This is a genomic window from Marinomonas algicola, from assembly GCF_014805825.1.
Classification (GTDB): Bacteria; Pseudomonadota; Gammaproteobacteria; order Pseudomonadales; family Marinomonadaceae; genus Marinomonas; species Marinomonas algicola.
The window spans coordinates 3,298,230-3,312,311 of the sequence record NZ_CP061941.1; the positions used below are offsets into that span (position 1 = coordinate 3,298,230).

11 protein-coding genes are annotated in these 14,082 nt (G+C 42.7%); 7 read left to right on the forward strand and 4 right to left on the reverse strand.

The window, feature by feature from the left end; all coding sequences use genetic code 11:
- Positions 1-27 precede the first annotated feature (27 nt).
- Positions 28-1,017: a TRAP transporter substrate-binding protein gene (locus IEZ33_RS15120; RefSeq protein WP_191600855.1), complete on the reverse strand. Its 990-nt coding sequence runs from the start codon at positions 1,015-1,017 to the stop codon at positions 28-30.
- A gap of 430 nt (positions 1,018-1,447) precedes the next feature.
- Here IEZ33_RS15120 and antA point away from each other — a divergent pair, with 430 nt between their 5' ends.
- From antA to IEZ33_RS15140, 4 genes are all read left to right on the forward strand, one after another.
- On the forward strand, positions 1,448-2,833 hold the full coding sequence (antA, locus tag IEZ33_RS15125) for an anthranilate 1,2-dioxygenase large subunit (protein WP_191600856.1): 1,386 nt from the start codon (positions 1,448-1,450) through the stop codon (positions 2,831-2,833).
- On the forward strand, positions 2,833-3,321 hold the full coding sequence (locus IEZ33_RS15130) for an aromatic-ring-hydroxylating dioxygenase subunit beta (protein WP_191600857.1): 489 nt from the start codon (positions 2,833-2,835) through the stop codon (positions 3,319-3,321). Before antA ends, IEZ33_RS15130 begins: the two co-directional genes overlap by 1 nt.
- Positions 3,322-3,396: 75 nt before the next feature.
- Positions 3,397-4,434 carry an anthranilate 1,2-dioxygenase electron transfer component AntC gene (antC, locus tag IEZ33_RS15135; protein ID WP_191600858.1) on the forward strand — a complete coding sequence of 346 codons (1,038 nt, stop codon included), beginning with the start codon at positions 3,397-3,399 and terminating at the stop codon, positions 4,432-4,434.
- Between the two features lie 347 nt (positions 4,435-4,781).
- The gene (locus tag IEZ33_RS15140) at positions 4,782-5,774 is read left to right on the forward strand and encodes an AraC family transcriptional regulator (protein WP_191600859.1); all 993 of its coding nucleotides are present in this window, start codon (positions 4,782-4,784) and stop codon (positions 5,772-5,774) included.
- Between the two features lie 185 nt (positions 5,775-5,959).
- Here IEZ33_RS15140 and IEZ33_RS15145 read toward each other — a convergent pair whose 3' ends face one another.
- Positions 5,960-6,259 carry an ArsR/SmtB family transcription factor gene (locus IEZ33_RS15145; RefSeq protein ID WP_191600860.1) on the reverse strand — a complete coding sequence of 100 codons (300 nt, stop codon included), beginning with the start codon at positions 6,257-6,259 and terminating at the stop codon, positions 5,960-5,962.
- A gap of 112 nt (positions 6,260-6,371) precedes the next feature.
- On the opposite strand from IEZ33_RS15145, the gene IEZ33_RS15150 reads away from it, so the two are divergent.
- Together IEZ33_RS15150 and IEZ33_RS15155 are read left to right on the forward strand one after the other, a co-directional pair.
- Positions 6,372-7,346 carry a permease gene (locus IEZ33_RS15150; protein ID WP_191600861.1) on the forward strand — a complete coding sequence of 325 codons (975 nt, stop codon included), beginning with the start codon at positions 6,372-6,374 and terminating at the stop codon, positions 7,344-7,346.
- Between the two features lie 198 nt (positions 7,347-7,544).
- Positions 7,545-9,278 (forward strand): tannase/feruloyl esterase family alpha/beta hydrolase, encoded by a 1,734-nt coding sequence (locus IEZ33_RS15155; protein WP_191600862.1) that lies wholly within the window; start codon positions 7,545-7,547, stop codon positions 9,276-9,278.
- Between the two features lie 297 nt (positions 9,279-9,575).
- Here the strand turns inward: IEZ33_RS15155 and IEZ33_RS15160 are convergent, their stop codons facing one another.
- Both IEZ33_RS15160 and IEZ33_RS15165 read right to left on the reverse strand, forming a co-directional pair.
- A complete protein-coding gene (locus IEZ33_RS15160; protein WP_191600863.1) occupies positions 9,576-10,886 on the reverse strand; it encodes an NtaA/DmoA family FMN-dependent monooxygenase in 1,311 nt (436 codons plus the stop codon).
- 49 nt (positions 10,887-10,935) lie between these two features.
- Positions 10,936-13,023 (reverse strand): TonB-dependent siderophore receptor, encoded by a 2,088-nt coding sequence (locus tag IEZ33_RS15165; RefSeq protein ID WP_191600864.1) that lies wholly within the window; start codon positions 13,021-13,023, stop codon positions 10,936-10,938.
- 154 nt (positions 13,024-13,177) lie between these two features.
- Between IEZ33_RS15165 and IEZ33_RS15170 the strand changes: the two genes are divergently transcribed.
- Positions 13,178-14,065, forward strand: coding sequence for a helix-turn-helix transcriptional regulator (locus IEZ33_RS15170; protein ID WP_191600865.1), 888 nt, complete (start codon positions 13,178-13,180; stop codon positions 14,063-14,065).
- Positions 14,066-14,082 lie beyond the last annotated feature (17 nt).

Consider the following 14,082-nt stretch of genomic DNA (forward strand, 5'->3'; position numbering starts at 1 on the left):
GGCACAGTAGGTACCGACAACATAAAGTTACTGAGTTCTCAATTCCGCTGCCGTTTTACGCAAAGCACCTAAAGAAGGCGCTTTTGGAGCCCAGGTTTTTTCCCACTCTGTTATCGCATCAGATACTTGACCTTTAGTGGATTCCGTTACAACCACATCTAAAGAACGCAGTTTTGTTTCTAAGCCTTGTTCTTGGCCTTGGAAACGATCAATCACCTTATCCAGATGGGATTTCATTGTTTCTTTAATCAAGACTCGGTCTGCTTTACTTAGGTCTTTCCAAACACGACCGGAAACGACACCGACCATAGGAAACATCATGTGATTGGAAATAAGCAAGTTATTCGCTCTTTCGTAAAATTTCAAAATTAAAATGGAATCAAAATCCATATCAATCGCATCCACTTGGCCGTTCGCAAGGGCATCGTATACCGCAGGTAAAGGCAAAGGTGTCGGCGCAGCCCCAATTGCGTTGTAGAAGTCTCGTATTGGTTCAAACGGCGTAATACGAGTCTTTTTCCCATCTAGGTCAGCGGGAACACGTATTGGGTCACGGCTCAGCATTTGACGCATTCCTGCCATACCATAACCGACTCCAATTAAGCCAGTGTGTTGTGGCAATGTATTTAGTAGACCTAACGCTGTATCCGACTTAAGTAAAGCCGCCGCTTCGTCAATGTTATCTACAAGGTATGGCGCATACAGTGCGCCAAATTCAGGAACACGATTGGATAGTTCAGCAATGGTCAAAAAAGCCATATCAAGCGCACCGGTTTGCATTTGCTGTACCATTTGAGCTTCATTCCCCAACTGTCTTGATGGAAACACTTTTACGACGTGCTCTCCATTCGATTTTTGGTTTAATTCATCTGCAAAATTTTGCGCTTCTTGGGTCCAAATATGCGGTACAGGGGTAATCAGACCAAGTTTAAAATCTCTCGCTTGTGCGGACACAGACAGGGCTAAAATGCTGACACCAGTCATTATCGGTAAGGCAATACGTTTTAAATAATTCATTAAATTCCCTGCTCTCTTCAATGTGATTTTTTATTGATGGTTTATCAAGGTCATGTCTGGAAGATTAGGGGTCTCCCACACAGAAACAGCGTCATATTGCTGATAAATTCATCTAATCAGAGCAAGACCTACTGCGCTATCCGGTTAACTAGGACACACTATCCACATAATTTGAGGGTGTAATGTCATCATCATACTTAACGAATCACCCACTACAACCAGATCGAATAGAAGCGCATCCTCTGCCTACATCATCACAAAGCCTTACACGATCCATTGTTACCTGAATAAAACGCGTTTGTGGACAGAGGCTCTTTGTGAGAAGTCGCTATTTTTGTGGATAGTGACAGACAACGATATGGCTATTTATTTTTTCGTGTCGGGCTTTAAATAGAACGAATCAACAAAATAGGTGTGTTACGAGGTGTATATGAGCAAAGATAAGACTCTCTCTGAATGGCAAAATTACATTAAAAATTGTTTGGATTTTCGCGCTACTGACTCAGTATTTCGAGTAGCAAGAGACATATTCACCGAACCTGAATTATTTGATTTAGAAATGGAGAATATCTTCGAGAAAGTATGGATTTATGCTTGCCATGAAAGTGAGATACCGAATGCAAACGACTATGTCACCATGCAAGCTGGTCGTCAGCCAATGATCATCACCCGTGATGGCAAACATAATCTCAATGCCTTAATCAATTCCTGCCAACACAGAGGAACAACACTGACACGTATGTCAAAGGGCAATCAATCGACTTTCACCTGCCCTTTCCACGCTTGGTGTTATAAAAGCGATGGCCGCCTTGTTAAAGTAAAAGCCCCAGGGGAGTACCCAGAAGGGTTTGATAAAGCAACACGAAACCTTAAAAAAGCCCGTATTAAGTCATACAGAGGGTTCGTTTTCATTTCGTTAGATGTTCAGGGTACAGATTCACTCGAAGACTACTTAGGGGATGCGAAAATTTTCCTAGATATGATGGTAGCTCAATCGCCAACAGGTGAACTTGAAGTACTACCAGGAAAATCGACCTATTCCTATGAAGGTAACTGGAAGTTACAAAATGAAAATGGTCTCGATGGCTATCACGTGAGCACTGTTCATTATAACTATGTTGCCACAGTGCAACGCCGTAGCCAGCTTGATAACGAGAAAGGTGGTGTAGAAACCTTGGATTACAGTAAATTAGGTGCAGGAGACGCAGAAACAGACGATGGTTGGTTTGCTTTTCATAACGGTCATAGCCTTTTGTTTAGTGATATGGGTAATCCAACTGTTCGCCCAGGATACAGCGAGGTCATGCCGCGTTTACGAGAAGAGTACGGCGACCTCAAAGCCGAATGGATGATGCACCGTTTACGCAATTTAAACCTTTATCCTTCGCTGTTTTTTATGGATCAGATCAGCTCTCAACTGCGTATTATTCGTCCTGTTGCTTGGAACAAAACCGAGATTGTCAGCCAGTGTATTGGTGTCAAAGGCGAGTCAGCTCAAGCAAGAGAAAGTCGTATCCGCCAGTTCGAAGATTTCTTTAATGTTTCTGGTATGGGAACGCCTGACGACTTAGTTGAGTTTCGTGAAGCTCAACGTGGGTTCCAAGCGAAATTAGAACGTTGGAACGACATCAGTCGTGGTTGTCATACTTGGACATCAAAACCCACAAAAAACACCCAAGATCTCAACATATCCCCAGCGATGACAGGGGTAGAGTTTACCCATGAAGGACTATTTGTAAATCAGCACAGTACTTGGCAAAAGCTTATGATAACGGGCTTAGATAAAGCGGAATTAACATTAAAGGAGGTTGAATAATGTCTGAACTTCAACATCAAATAGAACAATTTTTATATTATCAAGCCGCTCTTTGTGACAACAAAGAATGGGATGCTTACCTGGATACTTATACCGAAGACAGCACTTTTTGGATACCTCAGTGGGAATCTGAATACACTTACGTTGCTGACCCCAAAAAAGGGATGTCACTCATCTATTATGCATCTCGCTCCGGATTAGAAGACAGGGTATACAGACTGCGCACAGGAAAGTCGTCCGCATCGAGTCCTCTACCTCGTACTCAGCATCAACTGTCTAATGTTAAGTTGAGTGATATCAGAGATAACAGCTTGGAAGTGACAGCCGGTTGGCAAACTAACTATACCCGAATGGGCCGTACAGAAATGCTTTACGGTGAAGTTAAGCTGAGCTTAGTAAAAGTCGACCTTGATTGGAAAATCAAAAGAAAACACTGCGTGGTGAACAACGACATTATTAATTCTGTCATGGATTTCTACCACGTTTAATTCTGCATTATATATTAAATTTACCACGAATCGGCATGCTCTTGCTTTGCCGATTGATGTTTGGAGAGTAATCCTATGAATCATCGAGTTGCTTTAAACTTTAGTGACGGTAATAGCGTTTTTTTTGAAGCAAAACACAATGAATTATTGCTAGATGCGGCTTTTCGCAACGGCGTTGCCCTACCAGTAGATTGCCGAGAAGGGGTGTGCAGCACCTGTAAAGGTCTATGTGAATCTGGCAAATATGAACAAGATTATATCGATGAAGACGCGTTATCAGAAGAAGAGATTGAAAACCGTTATATCCTTTCTTGCCAAACACGCGTTCAGTCACCCGCTTCGTTTTATTATGATATAGACTCAGGTCTTTACTCTAACCTTAAATTAACCCGCTTTGAGGCTAGAGTGAGTAATATAGAAAACGTATCAGACAGCTCAGTTAATCTGCATTTAACCCTCTCAGACCAGAGCGTAAAATTGGATTACCTAGCAGGACAGTATGCCAAAATACACATTCCTGACACCGATCAAAAACGTTCTTACTCCTTTGCTACATCCAGTAATAATAATGGGGAGTTACAGTTTTTGATTCGCGTTCTCCCTCAAGGAATCATGAGTGATTATGTTAAAAATCGCTGCCAAGTGGGCGATACACTAACCTTAGACGCGCCGCTCGGATCTTTCTATCTGCGCGAGGTACAGCATCGCCTCATCATGGTGGCCGGTGGGACAGGTCTGTCTGCTTTTCTTTCCATGTTAGATGAACTGATTACGGCAACAAGATTCAACCCTGAGCTAAAAAACGTTCCGGTTGAATTATTTTATTGCGTTAGCCGTGAAGCGGACTTGTGCGAGTTAAGTAGACTGGATGCTTATAAAACCTTACTACCTAAATTCAGTTACCAGCTTATTATAAGTAATCCAAGCCGCACATTTACTGGACATAAAGGTCGAATAACCGATGTGTTAAATGCTCAAGACCTGCAATCTTCGACATTCGACATTTATGTTTGTGGACCCCCTCCTATGATAGAAGCGGTTAAAACATGGCTTACAGAGGAAGGCGTTAATAACGGAACATTGTATTTTGAGAAATTTGTTGCAAGCACTTAATCATACCCAATGAAGGTATGTTAAGCACTGTTAAAGCGCACTGTAAGGATTATATTGCGCCTTGCAATGCGCTCACTTACCCCACTATTCAAGTAACACAAACGCCCTGATTACTTAATGACTATCCAGTTAATAGATAAAAGCACTTTCTACCACCATTTAAGCAAAAAAATGAATCTGGTATAAGTATTGCTTTGTTTTACTACTAATTGATTATTAAGAACGCGCTACTGTCGGCCATCGAGCTTTATTTAATGTAGTTTGAGCAAGATGAAGCGTATCAGTATTACAACTCAATTTTTTAAGTTTATAAATATTCAATGTTCCTCTTTCCTCTGGAGAACAGCATGTTGTTACCTCAAATTGAGCTAGAAACCCACTGTTCTAGTGCAAAGTATGCCAAACAATGGATGGATGATATTTGTGGCCCCCACGCACTGGATATATGGGGGAGTAAACCTTTAGACTTTCACCACAAGGGCCATCGCCTCCCGAAACTTGGCATAGTAGCAGGGTCTCTTTCCTATGGAAGCAACGTTACTATTGGTGTCGATTCTGATAATAGCCTCAAAGGGTACAGTATTAGCTTGCCTCTACATGGCTATCAAAAACTTCGCTCGGCCGGATCAGAATTCTATTCCAATGAAAACAATGGGCTCATTGTTTCACCAACATCTCAACAAGAACTCGAAATTAATGATAAATGTGAGAAGCTCCAATTATTGATTCCCTCTAAAGCCATGACCAGTGTCGCTGAAAGGTTAATTAAAGAGCCCATAAATGACTCAGTTCAATTTGATCCAGAAATGGATTTAATGCGCCCAGAAATGAAGGCATGGTGGTGCATGTCACAAAAAATAGTGGAAGATTGGGGCTGTATCAGTGCACTATACAGCCAGCCAACAATGATAGATCACCTCGAATCTATGATTATAGAAGGATTGCTATTATCCCAACCAAATAATATCAGTCAAAAAATTCAACACGCCGAACATCCTTTCTCTCCAAGTATACCGGCCTATTTATTAAGGTCCTGTCATTGGATGAAAAAAAACGCACAATCAAAAGTCACCGTAGACGACGTAGCGGCTCACGCTGGCGTAAGCAAGTTCACCTTATTTGCGGGTTTTAGAGAGCATTTGCAAACCAGTCCATTAGAGTGGTTAAAACACCATCGAATGCAACAAGTGAGATACGCCTTAATGCAATCCAACAGTCGAACTAAGGTTTCCAGTGTCGCCATGGAGTGGGGGTTTAATCATTTTGGTCGTTTCTCTCAACAATATCAGCAGGCCTTTGGAGAACTCCCATCTGAAACGCTGGTAAAAAGCCGACCATAGCAGCAAGACACCTTGTCAATCGAGGTTATCATCAAGCATTAAGCCGCACCTATGCTGATTATTTTTCATACTATTTATTAAACAGACTGTTTTCTAGATAAGGATATGAAACAACTAAAATCCATTCACTATCACTGTGGCCTGCTCTCTCTCCAGACCACTATGAGTTTTCTATACTCCAAAAATTAATTGTCTTCACACTCATTTAAACAACATTCCTCTTTAAGAAACGAGATAAGGCTATCCAGTTCTTGATATTGAGGAACACAGTAGAGCGTTCTACCGTCTCTTTTTTGGGAGACTAAACCGACCGATACAAGACGCGTAATATGGTGAGATAAGGTGGACCCTGGGACATTTAAAGAGGATTGAAGCTCACCAACAGGGACGCCATTTTTTCCACCACGTACTAGATAACGAAAGATGTTTAAACGTGTTGCATGCCCTAATTCAGCTAAGCATTTTGCCGCTATTTCTGTTTCCACAATGTTTCTCCTTATAAAAAATTAATTCCATAATACTAGAAATATATTGACACAACAAACAGTGCGGAGCACTATATTTCCATATTATTAGAAATATAGTGAGAATTTTATTATGGTCACCTACTTATCAAGCTTAATTGAGAACCCTGATATTCAAACAATGCTAATTGACACGGCAGAAATGTTCATGCAACTGTTTGTTGAATTGACTCTGCTTTTCCTCATCATTAGCTATGGGGTTGCGTTAATAAACCAAAAGTTACCCGCAAAAAGAATTCAAGCCCTTTTAGGAGGGCGAAAAGGACGGGGTTACTTAACCGCTGCGGGGCTGGGGGCCATAACCCCCTTTTGCAGCTGTTCAACGATTCCGATGCTGATTGGATTATTAAAGGCGCATGCTGGGTTTGGCCCCACTATGACCTTTTTATTCACATCACCACTGCTGAATCCGATCGTAATTGCGCTCTTTATTCCTGTCTTAGGCCTAGAAGTCACCCTGTGGTACGCCGGGTTAGCATTAACAACATCTATCTTTGCAGGCGTTGCATTACAACACTTTGGTTTTGATCGATATATCAAACAGGAAATGCTGGCGACGAAAAAGTCAACTTGCAACACGGGTTGTGACAGTGTTCAAGAAACATCGTGTTGCGGCAGCGCGGTTAAATCAGAGCCAACAATATGGAACGAAGCCTGGAACGAAAGCTGGACGCTATTTCGCTCTATGTTCCCTTATATGTTCATTGCCATGTTAATAGGCGCTTTTGTTCATGGCTTTGTGCCCGCCGATTTCTTTGCCGATGTCGCCAGTGCGGACAACCCAGCCGCCGTACCGACAGCCGCATTAATAGGTATACCACTTTATATTAGAGTGACGGCACTACTTCCCTTGATGGCCTCTTTTATCGCTAAAGGAGTAAGTATTGGGGCTATTATTGCACTGGTTATTGGAAGTGGTGGTGCGAGTTTACCTGAAATGATCTTGCTGAAACGCTTATTCCACTGGCCACTTATGTTTGCATTTTTGATGGTAATTTTTAGTATGGCGGTGATCGGTGGCTATGCTTTCAACCTATTCCTTGGATAAAGATCCATTAACTTATTTGCACTTTCTACACAAAGCCAAGGCCTCTTCTTTTAATACATTAAGACAATGCTTTGGCGTATTTTCCTTCCAACTATGCCATTTTCGAATACACTTTTGAAAAAACTTATTCGGCTTCTAGGACTCAATCTTCTACTATATTGTTGGATAGCTAAACAATAATAAATAAGGAACCCATCAATGACTCCACTATCATATAAACGTAACCTACTCGCTGTCGCGATCGGCGGTATCGCTTTTTATAGCCATGTTGCAAATGCCTCTTCTCCTTACACTCTTCCGCTTATTGGAGAAGCTAAACCTTCAGTTCTGACTACTCAATGTGAAGATATGTCGTTACGACTAACAGCAAATCACACCGTCATTACCTCGGTTGAAACGATCAAAAAAGGCACTCTTACTCTGGGCAATAATGAGATTGAGGCGCATTGCTTAGTAAAAGGAAAAATGCATGAACGCATTGGCGAGGTTGATGGAAAGCCCTATTCGATAGGGTTTGAATTAAGGTTGCCTAAGCATTGGAATGGCCGCTTTCTTCATCAAGGCAATGGTGGTTTAGACGGAGCCGTAAGAACCGCTGAAGGGGCATTGGGCGGAGGGCCATTGACAGGAGCATTGATGCAAGGGTTTGCAGTCATCAGCTCTGATGCTGGACACGATCGCGGCTTACCCACATTTGCTTATGACCCACAGGCACGTTTGGATTACGGTTATCAAGCGGTCGCTAAATTAACACCTATGGCAAAAGGACTGATTAGTCAGGTGTACGGAAGACAACCTGATAGCAGTTATTTTGCTGGTTGCTCGAATGGAGGTCGCCATGCGATGGTTGCCGCAACGCGATACGCTAACGATTATGATGGCATTTTAGTGGGGGCACCGGGCTATCGCTTGCCATTAGCCGCCGTCGCCAGTATTGCAGGTGCTCATGTCTATGCCTCTGTACCTGGTACAGATAAATCGAACCTCGAAAGCGCCTTTACATTGGCTGAGCGCAAAACGGTTTCAAAAGCCATTCTGGCACAATGCGACGCACTTGATGGACTAAAAGATGACATGGTTCAGGATGTAAAGGCATGCCAAACGACCTTTAATCTACACAAAGACGTTCCAACCTGTGAGTCAGAGCGCACAGGCCTATGTCTAACCCAGCCGCAAAAAGACGCCATTGCAACCATCTTCAACGGTGTCACCACCAGCAAGGGGACGCCCTTTTATTCTGCCTTCCCATACGATGCGGGCATCAGTAACAAAGACCAATTAGGTTGGGAATACTCGGCCCCCATTAAACGTGATTCTGGCGCAGTTGCAATGATTTTCAATACCCCACCAGTCGACCTGAAAGGCTACAGCATACGTAACTTTGATGGTGCACGTTTCGTTTGGGAAGCAAACATCGATGAGCTAGTCGATCGTGTCAACACGGTTGATGGCGTTTACCAAGAGACAGCCATGTCTTTCATGGCACCACCTTCCCCCGAGAATATGTCAACCTTACGTGATCGCGGTGGTAAAATAATGGTCTATCATGGTGTGTCTGACGCCATTTTTTCGATGGAAGATACTGAAAAGTGGTACCAAGCGTTAAACGAAAAAAATATGGGCCGAGCGGATGAGTTTGCGCAATTTTATCCTATTCCAGGCATGGGACATTGTCGTGGTGGCCAAGCGACGGACCAATTCGATATGCTAACGCCATTAGTCGCATGGGTTGAGAAAGGAGAGAAACCGCAGCAAGTCGTTGCATCAGCTCGAGGAGAAGGTAACCCGGGAGGAGTCAATGATGAGCTCCCCGATTCTTGGAGTGCAACACGAACTCGTCCACTGTGTCCATATCCCTCCACAGCAACCTACAATGGTAAAGGCGACATCGAAAAAGCGACGAGCTTTGCTTGCAGAATGCCTGCGAAATAACATAATTAATTTAACAGTATTGACTTAATAAACCATAGGGTAAAAGTAAGTATTCACAAATAATATTATTAGTCTACGCAAGAAAAATAAAGCCAGCCTAAAACTGGCTTTATTTGGTTAGGCGTACAAGAAAATAGGCCTCCGTCATTCTGCTCATACAGGCTTAACGGTCGTTGTTTACTTCAACTTTAAACGACGTATCTATTTAAAGTCAGCCCCCCCATTTCTTAGAGAGATATTCCATTTTTTGGAACGACAACCTTATTAACATGACTAAATAGCTAGTTCACCAAAACATCAAAAGTTAGATTCATTAAGGTGCTCAGCTAAAGTATTACCTTGATATTCTCGTCGAAACCAACCTTGCTCGGCTAAAACGGGAATAACGTTTTTGAAGAATAAGTTTGCCGAATGTATGCTACCACCAGGAATAGCAATGAATCCGTCAGCCCCACCTCCTAAGAGTCTTTCTATAATGCTATTAATGGCATCTTCAGGTGTCCCAATAACCAACCAATGGGATGAATTACACACCTCAGGTCGATTCATAAAGGTATCCACACTCGGATTCTCCCGACAAATGTACTGTTTCATTAAATTGCTATGGGTTTGACTCCGCACTTGCCTGTCGAGTTTAGGAAGATCATTTTCTGTCAACATTCTATTTTTATCGAATTGCCTTAGATTTAACCCAATCGCTTCTTCTACATAAGCATAACGACGCTCCCAGTCTGAGTTAGAATGAGTCTCTCTATAAAGCTCTTCCGCTTCTGATTTTGTATCGGCTAAATAAAGGTTTAATCCAGGTAACAATTTAATGCTATCTGGGTCCCTTCCCTGTTGCTTAGCTTTGGTTCGTAAATCGTTTCGAAGCTCAATACCAGACGCCATATCGGGTGTAGCAGCGAAAACAGCCGAAGCAATTTTTGCTGCAAATGTACGTCCAGCCTCGGATGCCCCCGCTTGAAAAAGTGGAATTTCACCAAAGGGTGTTTGAGGCGTACTAAGAGGCCCTTTGACTTTAAAAAAGCTTCCTTGATGATTGATTGGCCGAATTTTTTCTATATTAGCAAACGCCCCCTTTTTCTTATCTAAGATCAAACTATCACTAGGATAGCTTCTCCATAGCTGCTTCGTTACAGACAAATACTCAGCGGATTTCTGATAGCGCTGTTTTGCGGGTAATAATATGTCTTCCCCAAAGTTCTCTTGCCCTTCAATCGCCGTGACGAGATTCCACCCGACTCGCCCCTGACTCAGCCAATTCAGTGATTGCAGCTGTCTGGCTACAACATAAGGCGGCAAAAAGGTAGTTGACGCGGTGGCGACTAAACCAATTTTTTTGGTATGACTGGCAATGGCAGACAATAAGACAAAAGGGTCGAGATTACTAAAGCCTGGCTCAGTGGCTAAAGGCTCAGTTTTTAAAAAAAGCGTATCGGGGCGAAAAACGAAGTCGAGTTTCGCTTGTTCAGCTTGTTTGGCAAGATCAAGATACGGTTGGAGATTGAACAGTTGCTCGACTTGACTATCGTTACGTCGCCAGCCATTAGCGCTTAGCCAGCCCATGACTAAGGCTAGACCGATATGAATGTTAGATTGACTCATAATGCCATTATCGGCCTCATATTTCCCTATGAGACCGATACCTTAGTAATTAAAATTGATAGCGGATAGTGGCTTTTGCTGAACGCTCTGCACCAGGAATATTGAATTGCCCAGAATCTCCAACGCGAGCGTAATACCTCTCATTGAGTAGATTATCGATATTCAGCTGTGCGCTTAGTTCAGGAGTAAATTGATAAGACATCATGGCGTTGACCACTTTGTAAGCACTGGCATCAGCACCGGAATCGTTTTCGATTTTACTCAAGGTGTTCAAGCCAAGACCCATATTTACTGTCTCATTTACTTGATAGCTTCCCCATAAATTGAACATATGTTCAGGCATATAGCTAATCAGCACGTCATATGAGCTTTCTTCAATAATGTCCGTATCAATATAGCTGTACCCAGCGATGACTTTAAAGTCCTTGGTAATCTGACCAATGACTTCAACTTCAGCACCTTGCATGCGACGCTTACCTGTTGCAATGAATTCACGTGAAGAATTGACGCCCCACGCATTTTTATCATCAATTTGATATAGACTGATTCGTGCCTGTAACGCATCGTTTAAGTAGCTCGATTTGATGCCCAGCTCGACTTGCTTACCTTCTCGTGGGTCAAGTACTTCACCGTTTCCATCAACATATTCTTGAGGAATATACAATTCGGAAACACTGGCGTATAGGCTATATGAATCATCCAGATCGTATACGGCGCCACCGTACCAAATGGCTTTATCATCACTCCGTGTCGTGGTTGAATTGGTTCGTTTATTGATAGTAGTAATGTCCCATTGACTGGCTCTGGCGCCTGCAATTAATGCTAAATTTGAGACAGGACGAAGCGTTATCTTGCCGTATAAACCCGTTTCCTCTCGCTCGACATTACTATACGAACTTGAACCATTGGCTGAGAAAATGTCGTAGTAGGCGATGTTACTGAGATTGGATACTGAGACAGAAGTACCAGTACGGCTTTTGTACTCACGTCGGTCATCTTCAAATCTTTTATAATCCGCCCCGAACACAAATTCAGAGATGCTTCCCATAAAATCAAAGGGTTGGCTGTAGCTTGCATCGGCGACAAAGGCTTTTTGTGCAACATCGCTAGCGTAAGGCAACATGATTACTGAGTCTGTCGGGCTGATGGCAGAACCAGCATACATGTAGTTCCAATCACTGCTATTTTCTCGGTAACGAATGCCGACCTTACCGTAGCCACCGTTTGTAAAATAATGACTTAAATCAGCAAACAAGTCATCGCTTTGCATATTAAAGCGGTTCCAGCTGGGGGCGTAGTAATCGTGATTTGGCAGGCTTAATAAATTGCCCTCAGAGTCTAACGGAAGCCCATTATTCGGTGTAAGATCTCGTTCTTGATGTAAAAAACCCAAACCCAAGGTTGTGTTGTTGTCTAAATCCACATCGAAAGCCGCGTAAACAGTTTCGTGGTGCTCAGCCTTGCCCGTTTCCTCAGGGGTTTCACCAAAACCATTAATAACCAGCCGACCACGAATGCGGCCGTCTTCATTCAGTGGTGACCCTATATCAAGGCCAGCTTCATATTGCTTATTTGTTCCTAGACTGACTTCTGATTTGCCTTGAAATTCATCTGTGCCACGCTTTCTAATAAGGTTAATAATGCCACCCATTTCCCCGCTTGCATCGAATAGACCAGAAGGGCCCCGCATAATTTCGATACGGTCAAACGCCGCTAGGTTTGGCATGGTTCCTAATCGGCTTTCCATCTGTGCAGGAAGACCGTCTACATTGTATTCAGAATATTTATAGCCACGAGCAATGACCGATGAACGGCCTCTTTCGTTTGGAAGCATTCTTAAACCTGGGGTATTTTCTGCGATTTCTTCCAAGGTATCGGCATTTTGATCTTCAATACTCTGATGGGCAACGACACTCACAGATTGAGGAATATCGCGTAAGGTTGCAGGGGTTTTACTGCCGACTGTCGCGCCATCCATAGTATAGGATTCTGATTCTTCTGAGGCGGCTTCTTGATAAAGCTGATTCCCCTCAACGCTAAGAGTTGATAAGCGAATCTGGTTTTCGGCCCAAGAAAATGAGCTAAAGGCCATACACGAGAAAAGCGTAGTAAATGCAAACTTAGGGTATCTTGACATTTTGACTCCTTATAGAGTTTTCATTGTAATTTATATTGATAATGAGAAGGGTTATCGTTTACATTTATTGTATGCCAAGTGCATTTTGGTCTGATGTCGAAATATTGCCAATCTACTTGGAAAACCTGCCAACACCTTTAGAAAGGGAACAACAGTGCTCTATACTGGCTCACAACACGATAATGATTCTTATGACGAGGCGCTAATTCGCGACTATTACTCAGGAGATTACCGCTTTGATTCGTTAAGAAGTGGTGTGGAAATTCATGGTGGACGCAACATTTATCGTCGTAGCGTGGATAACACCGTACAGGTAAATCCACACATCACCTTCATTTTTTTACTTAAAGGTGAGTTGCAATTCTCATTAGGAAGACAGGACTATCATTTTTCGACGGATCAAGGCCACTGCATAATGATTAGCTTAAATGACCAAACGTTGTTTCGTCGAGTAACATTTGCGGGTCAATGCGATGAGAAAGTGGTCTTGCGAGGGATGGAACGCTGGTTAAAAGACAATAATACACAAGACGCTTTACCTGTCGATGTTTACCGCCAAACGGTTAGAGATTGGCCTTTAACCCAGACAATGCAAACAGGTTGTGAGCAATGGTTAGCCGCTTGTGATGATGACAATTTACTGCATAAAGACATGTTAGGGTTATTGTTGCTAAACACAACATGGCAGCATTTTATGAATTTAGAGGAAGGTATAACTTCGGCGTTACAACATAGTCTAGAGCGGCTTTTAGATCAGGGTATTTTTGATATTCAGGCCATGGCTGAGACCTTACATATGAGTGTCCGTACCCTTCATCGCCGTGCTGTTGATCAATTAGGAAAGCCCCTAGGTAATTGGGTTACGGAACAACGTTTAGCTCGAGCAAAATGCATTATGGTAAAACAGAAAAAGTCCATTTCGGAAACCGCGTGGTTAGTTGGGTATCAACATGCCTCAAGTTTTATCCATGCTTTTCGTCGAGCTTATGGTGTAACACCAAAGGCCTATCTAGAAGCTCATCAGGGGCAGAGAAAATGTTGAATGATATAGGGATCAAA

Excerpts from the sequence above, each read along its gene's own strand:
- IEZ33_RS15120 (WP_191600855.1), bottom strand. The coding sequence starts at position 1,017 with ATGAATTATTTAAAACGTATTGCCTTACCGATAATGACTGGTGTCAGC.
- antA (WP_191600856.1), top strand. The coding sequence starts at position 1,448 with ATGAGCAAAGATAAGACTCTCTCTGAATGGCAAAATTACATTAAAAAT.
- IEZ33_RS15130 (WP_191600857.1), top strand. The coding sequence starts at position 2,833 with ATGTCTGAACTTCAACATCAAATAGAACAATTTTTATATTATCAAGCC.
- antC (WP_191600858.1), top strand. The coding sequence starts at position 3,397 with ATGAATCATCGAGTTGCTTTAAACTTTAGTGACGGTAATAGCGTTTTT.
- IEZ33_RS15140 (WP_191600859.1), top strand. The coding sequence starts at position 4,782 with ATGTTGTTACCTCAAATTGAGCTAGAAACCCACTGTTCTAGTGCAAAG.
- IEZ33_RS15150 (WP_191600861.1), top strand. The coding sequence starts at position 6,372 with ATGGTCACCTACTTATCAAGCTTAATTGAGAACCCTGATATTCAAACA.
- IEZ33_RS15155 (WP_191600862.1), top strand. The coding sequence starts at position 7,545 with ATGACTCCACTATCATATAAACGTAACCTACTCGCTGTCGCGATCGGC.
- IEZ33_RS15160 (WP_191600863.1), bottom strand. The coding sequence starts at position 10,886 with ATGAGTCAATCTAACATTCATATCGGTCTAGCCTTAGTCATGGGCTGG.
- IEZ33_RS15165 (WP_191600864.1), bottom strand. The coding sequence starts at position 13,023 with ATGTCAAGATACCCTAAGTTTGCATTTACTACGCTTTTCTCGTGTATG.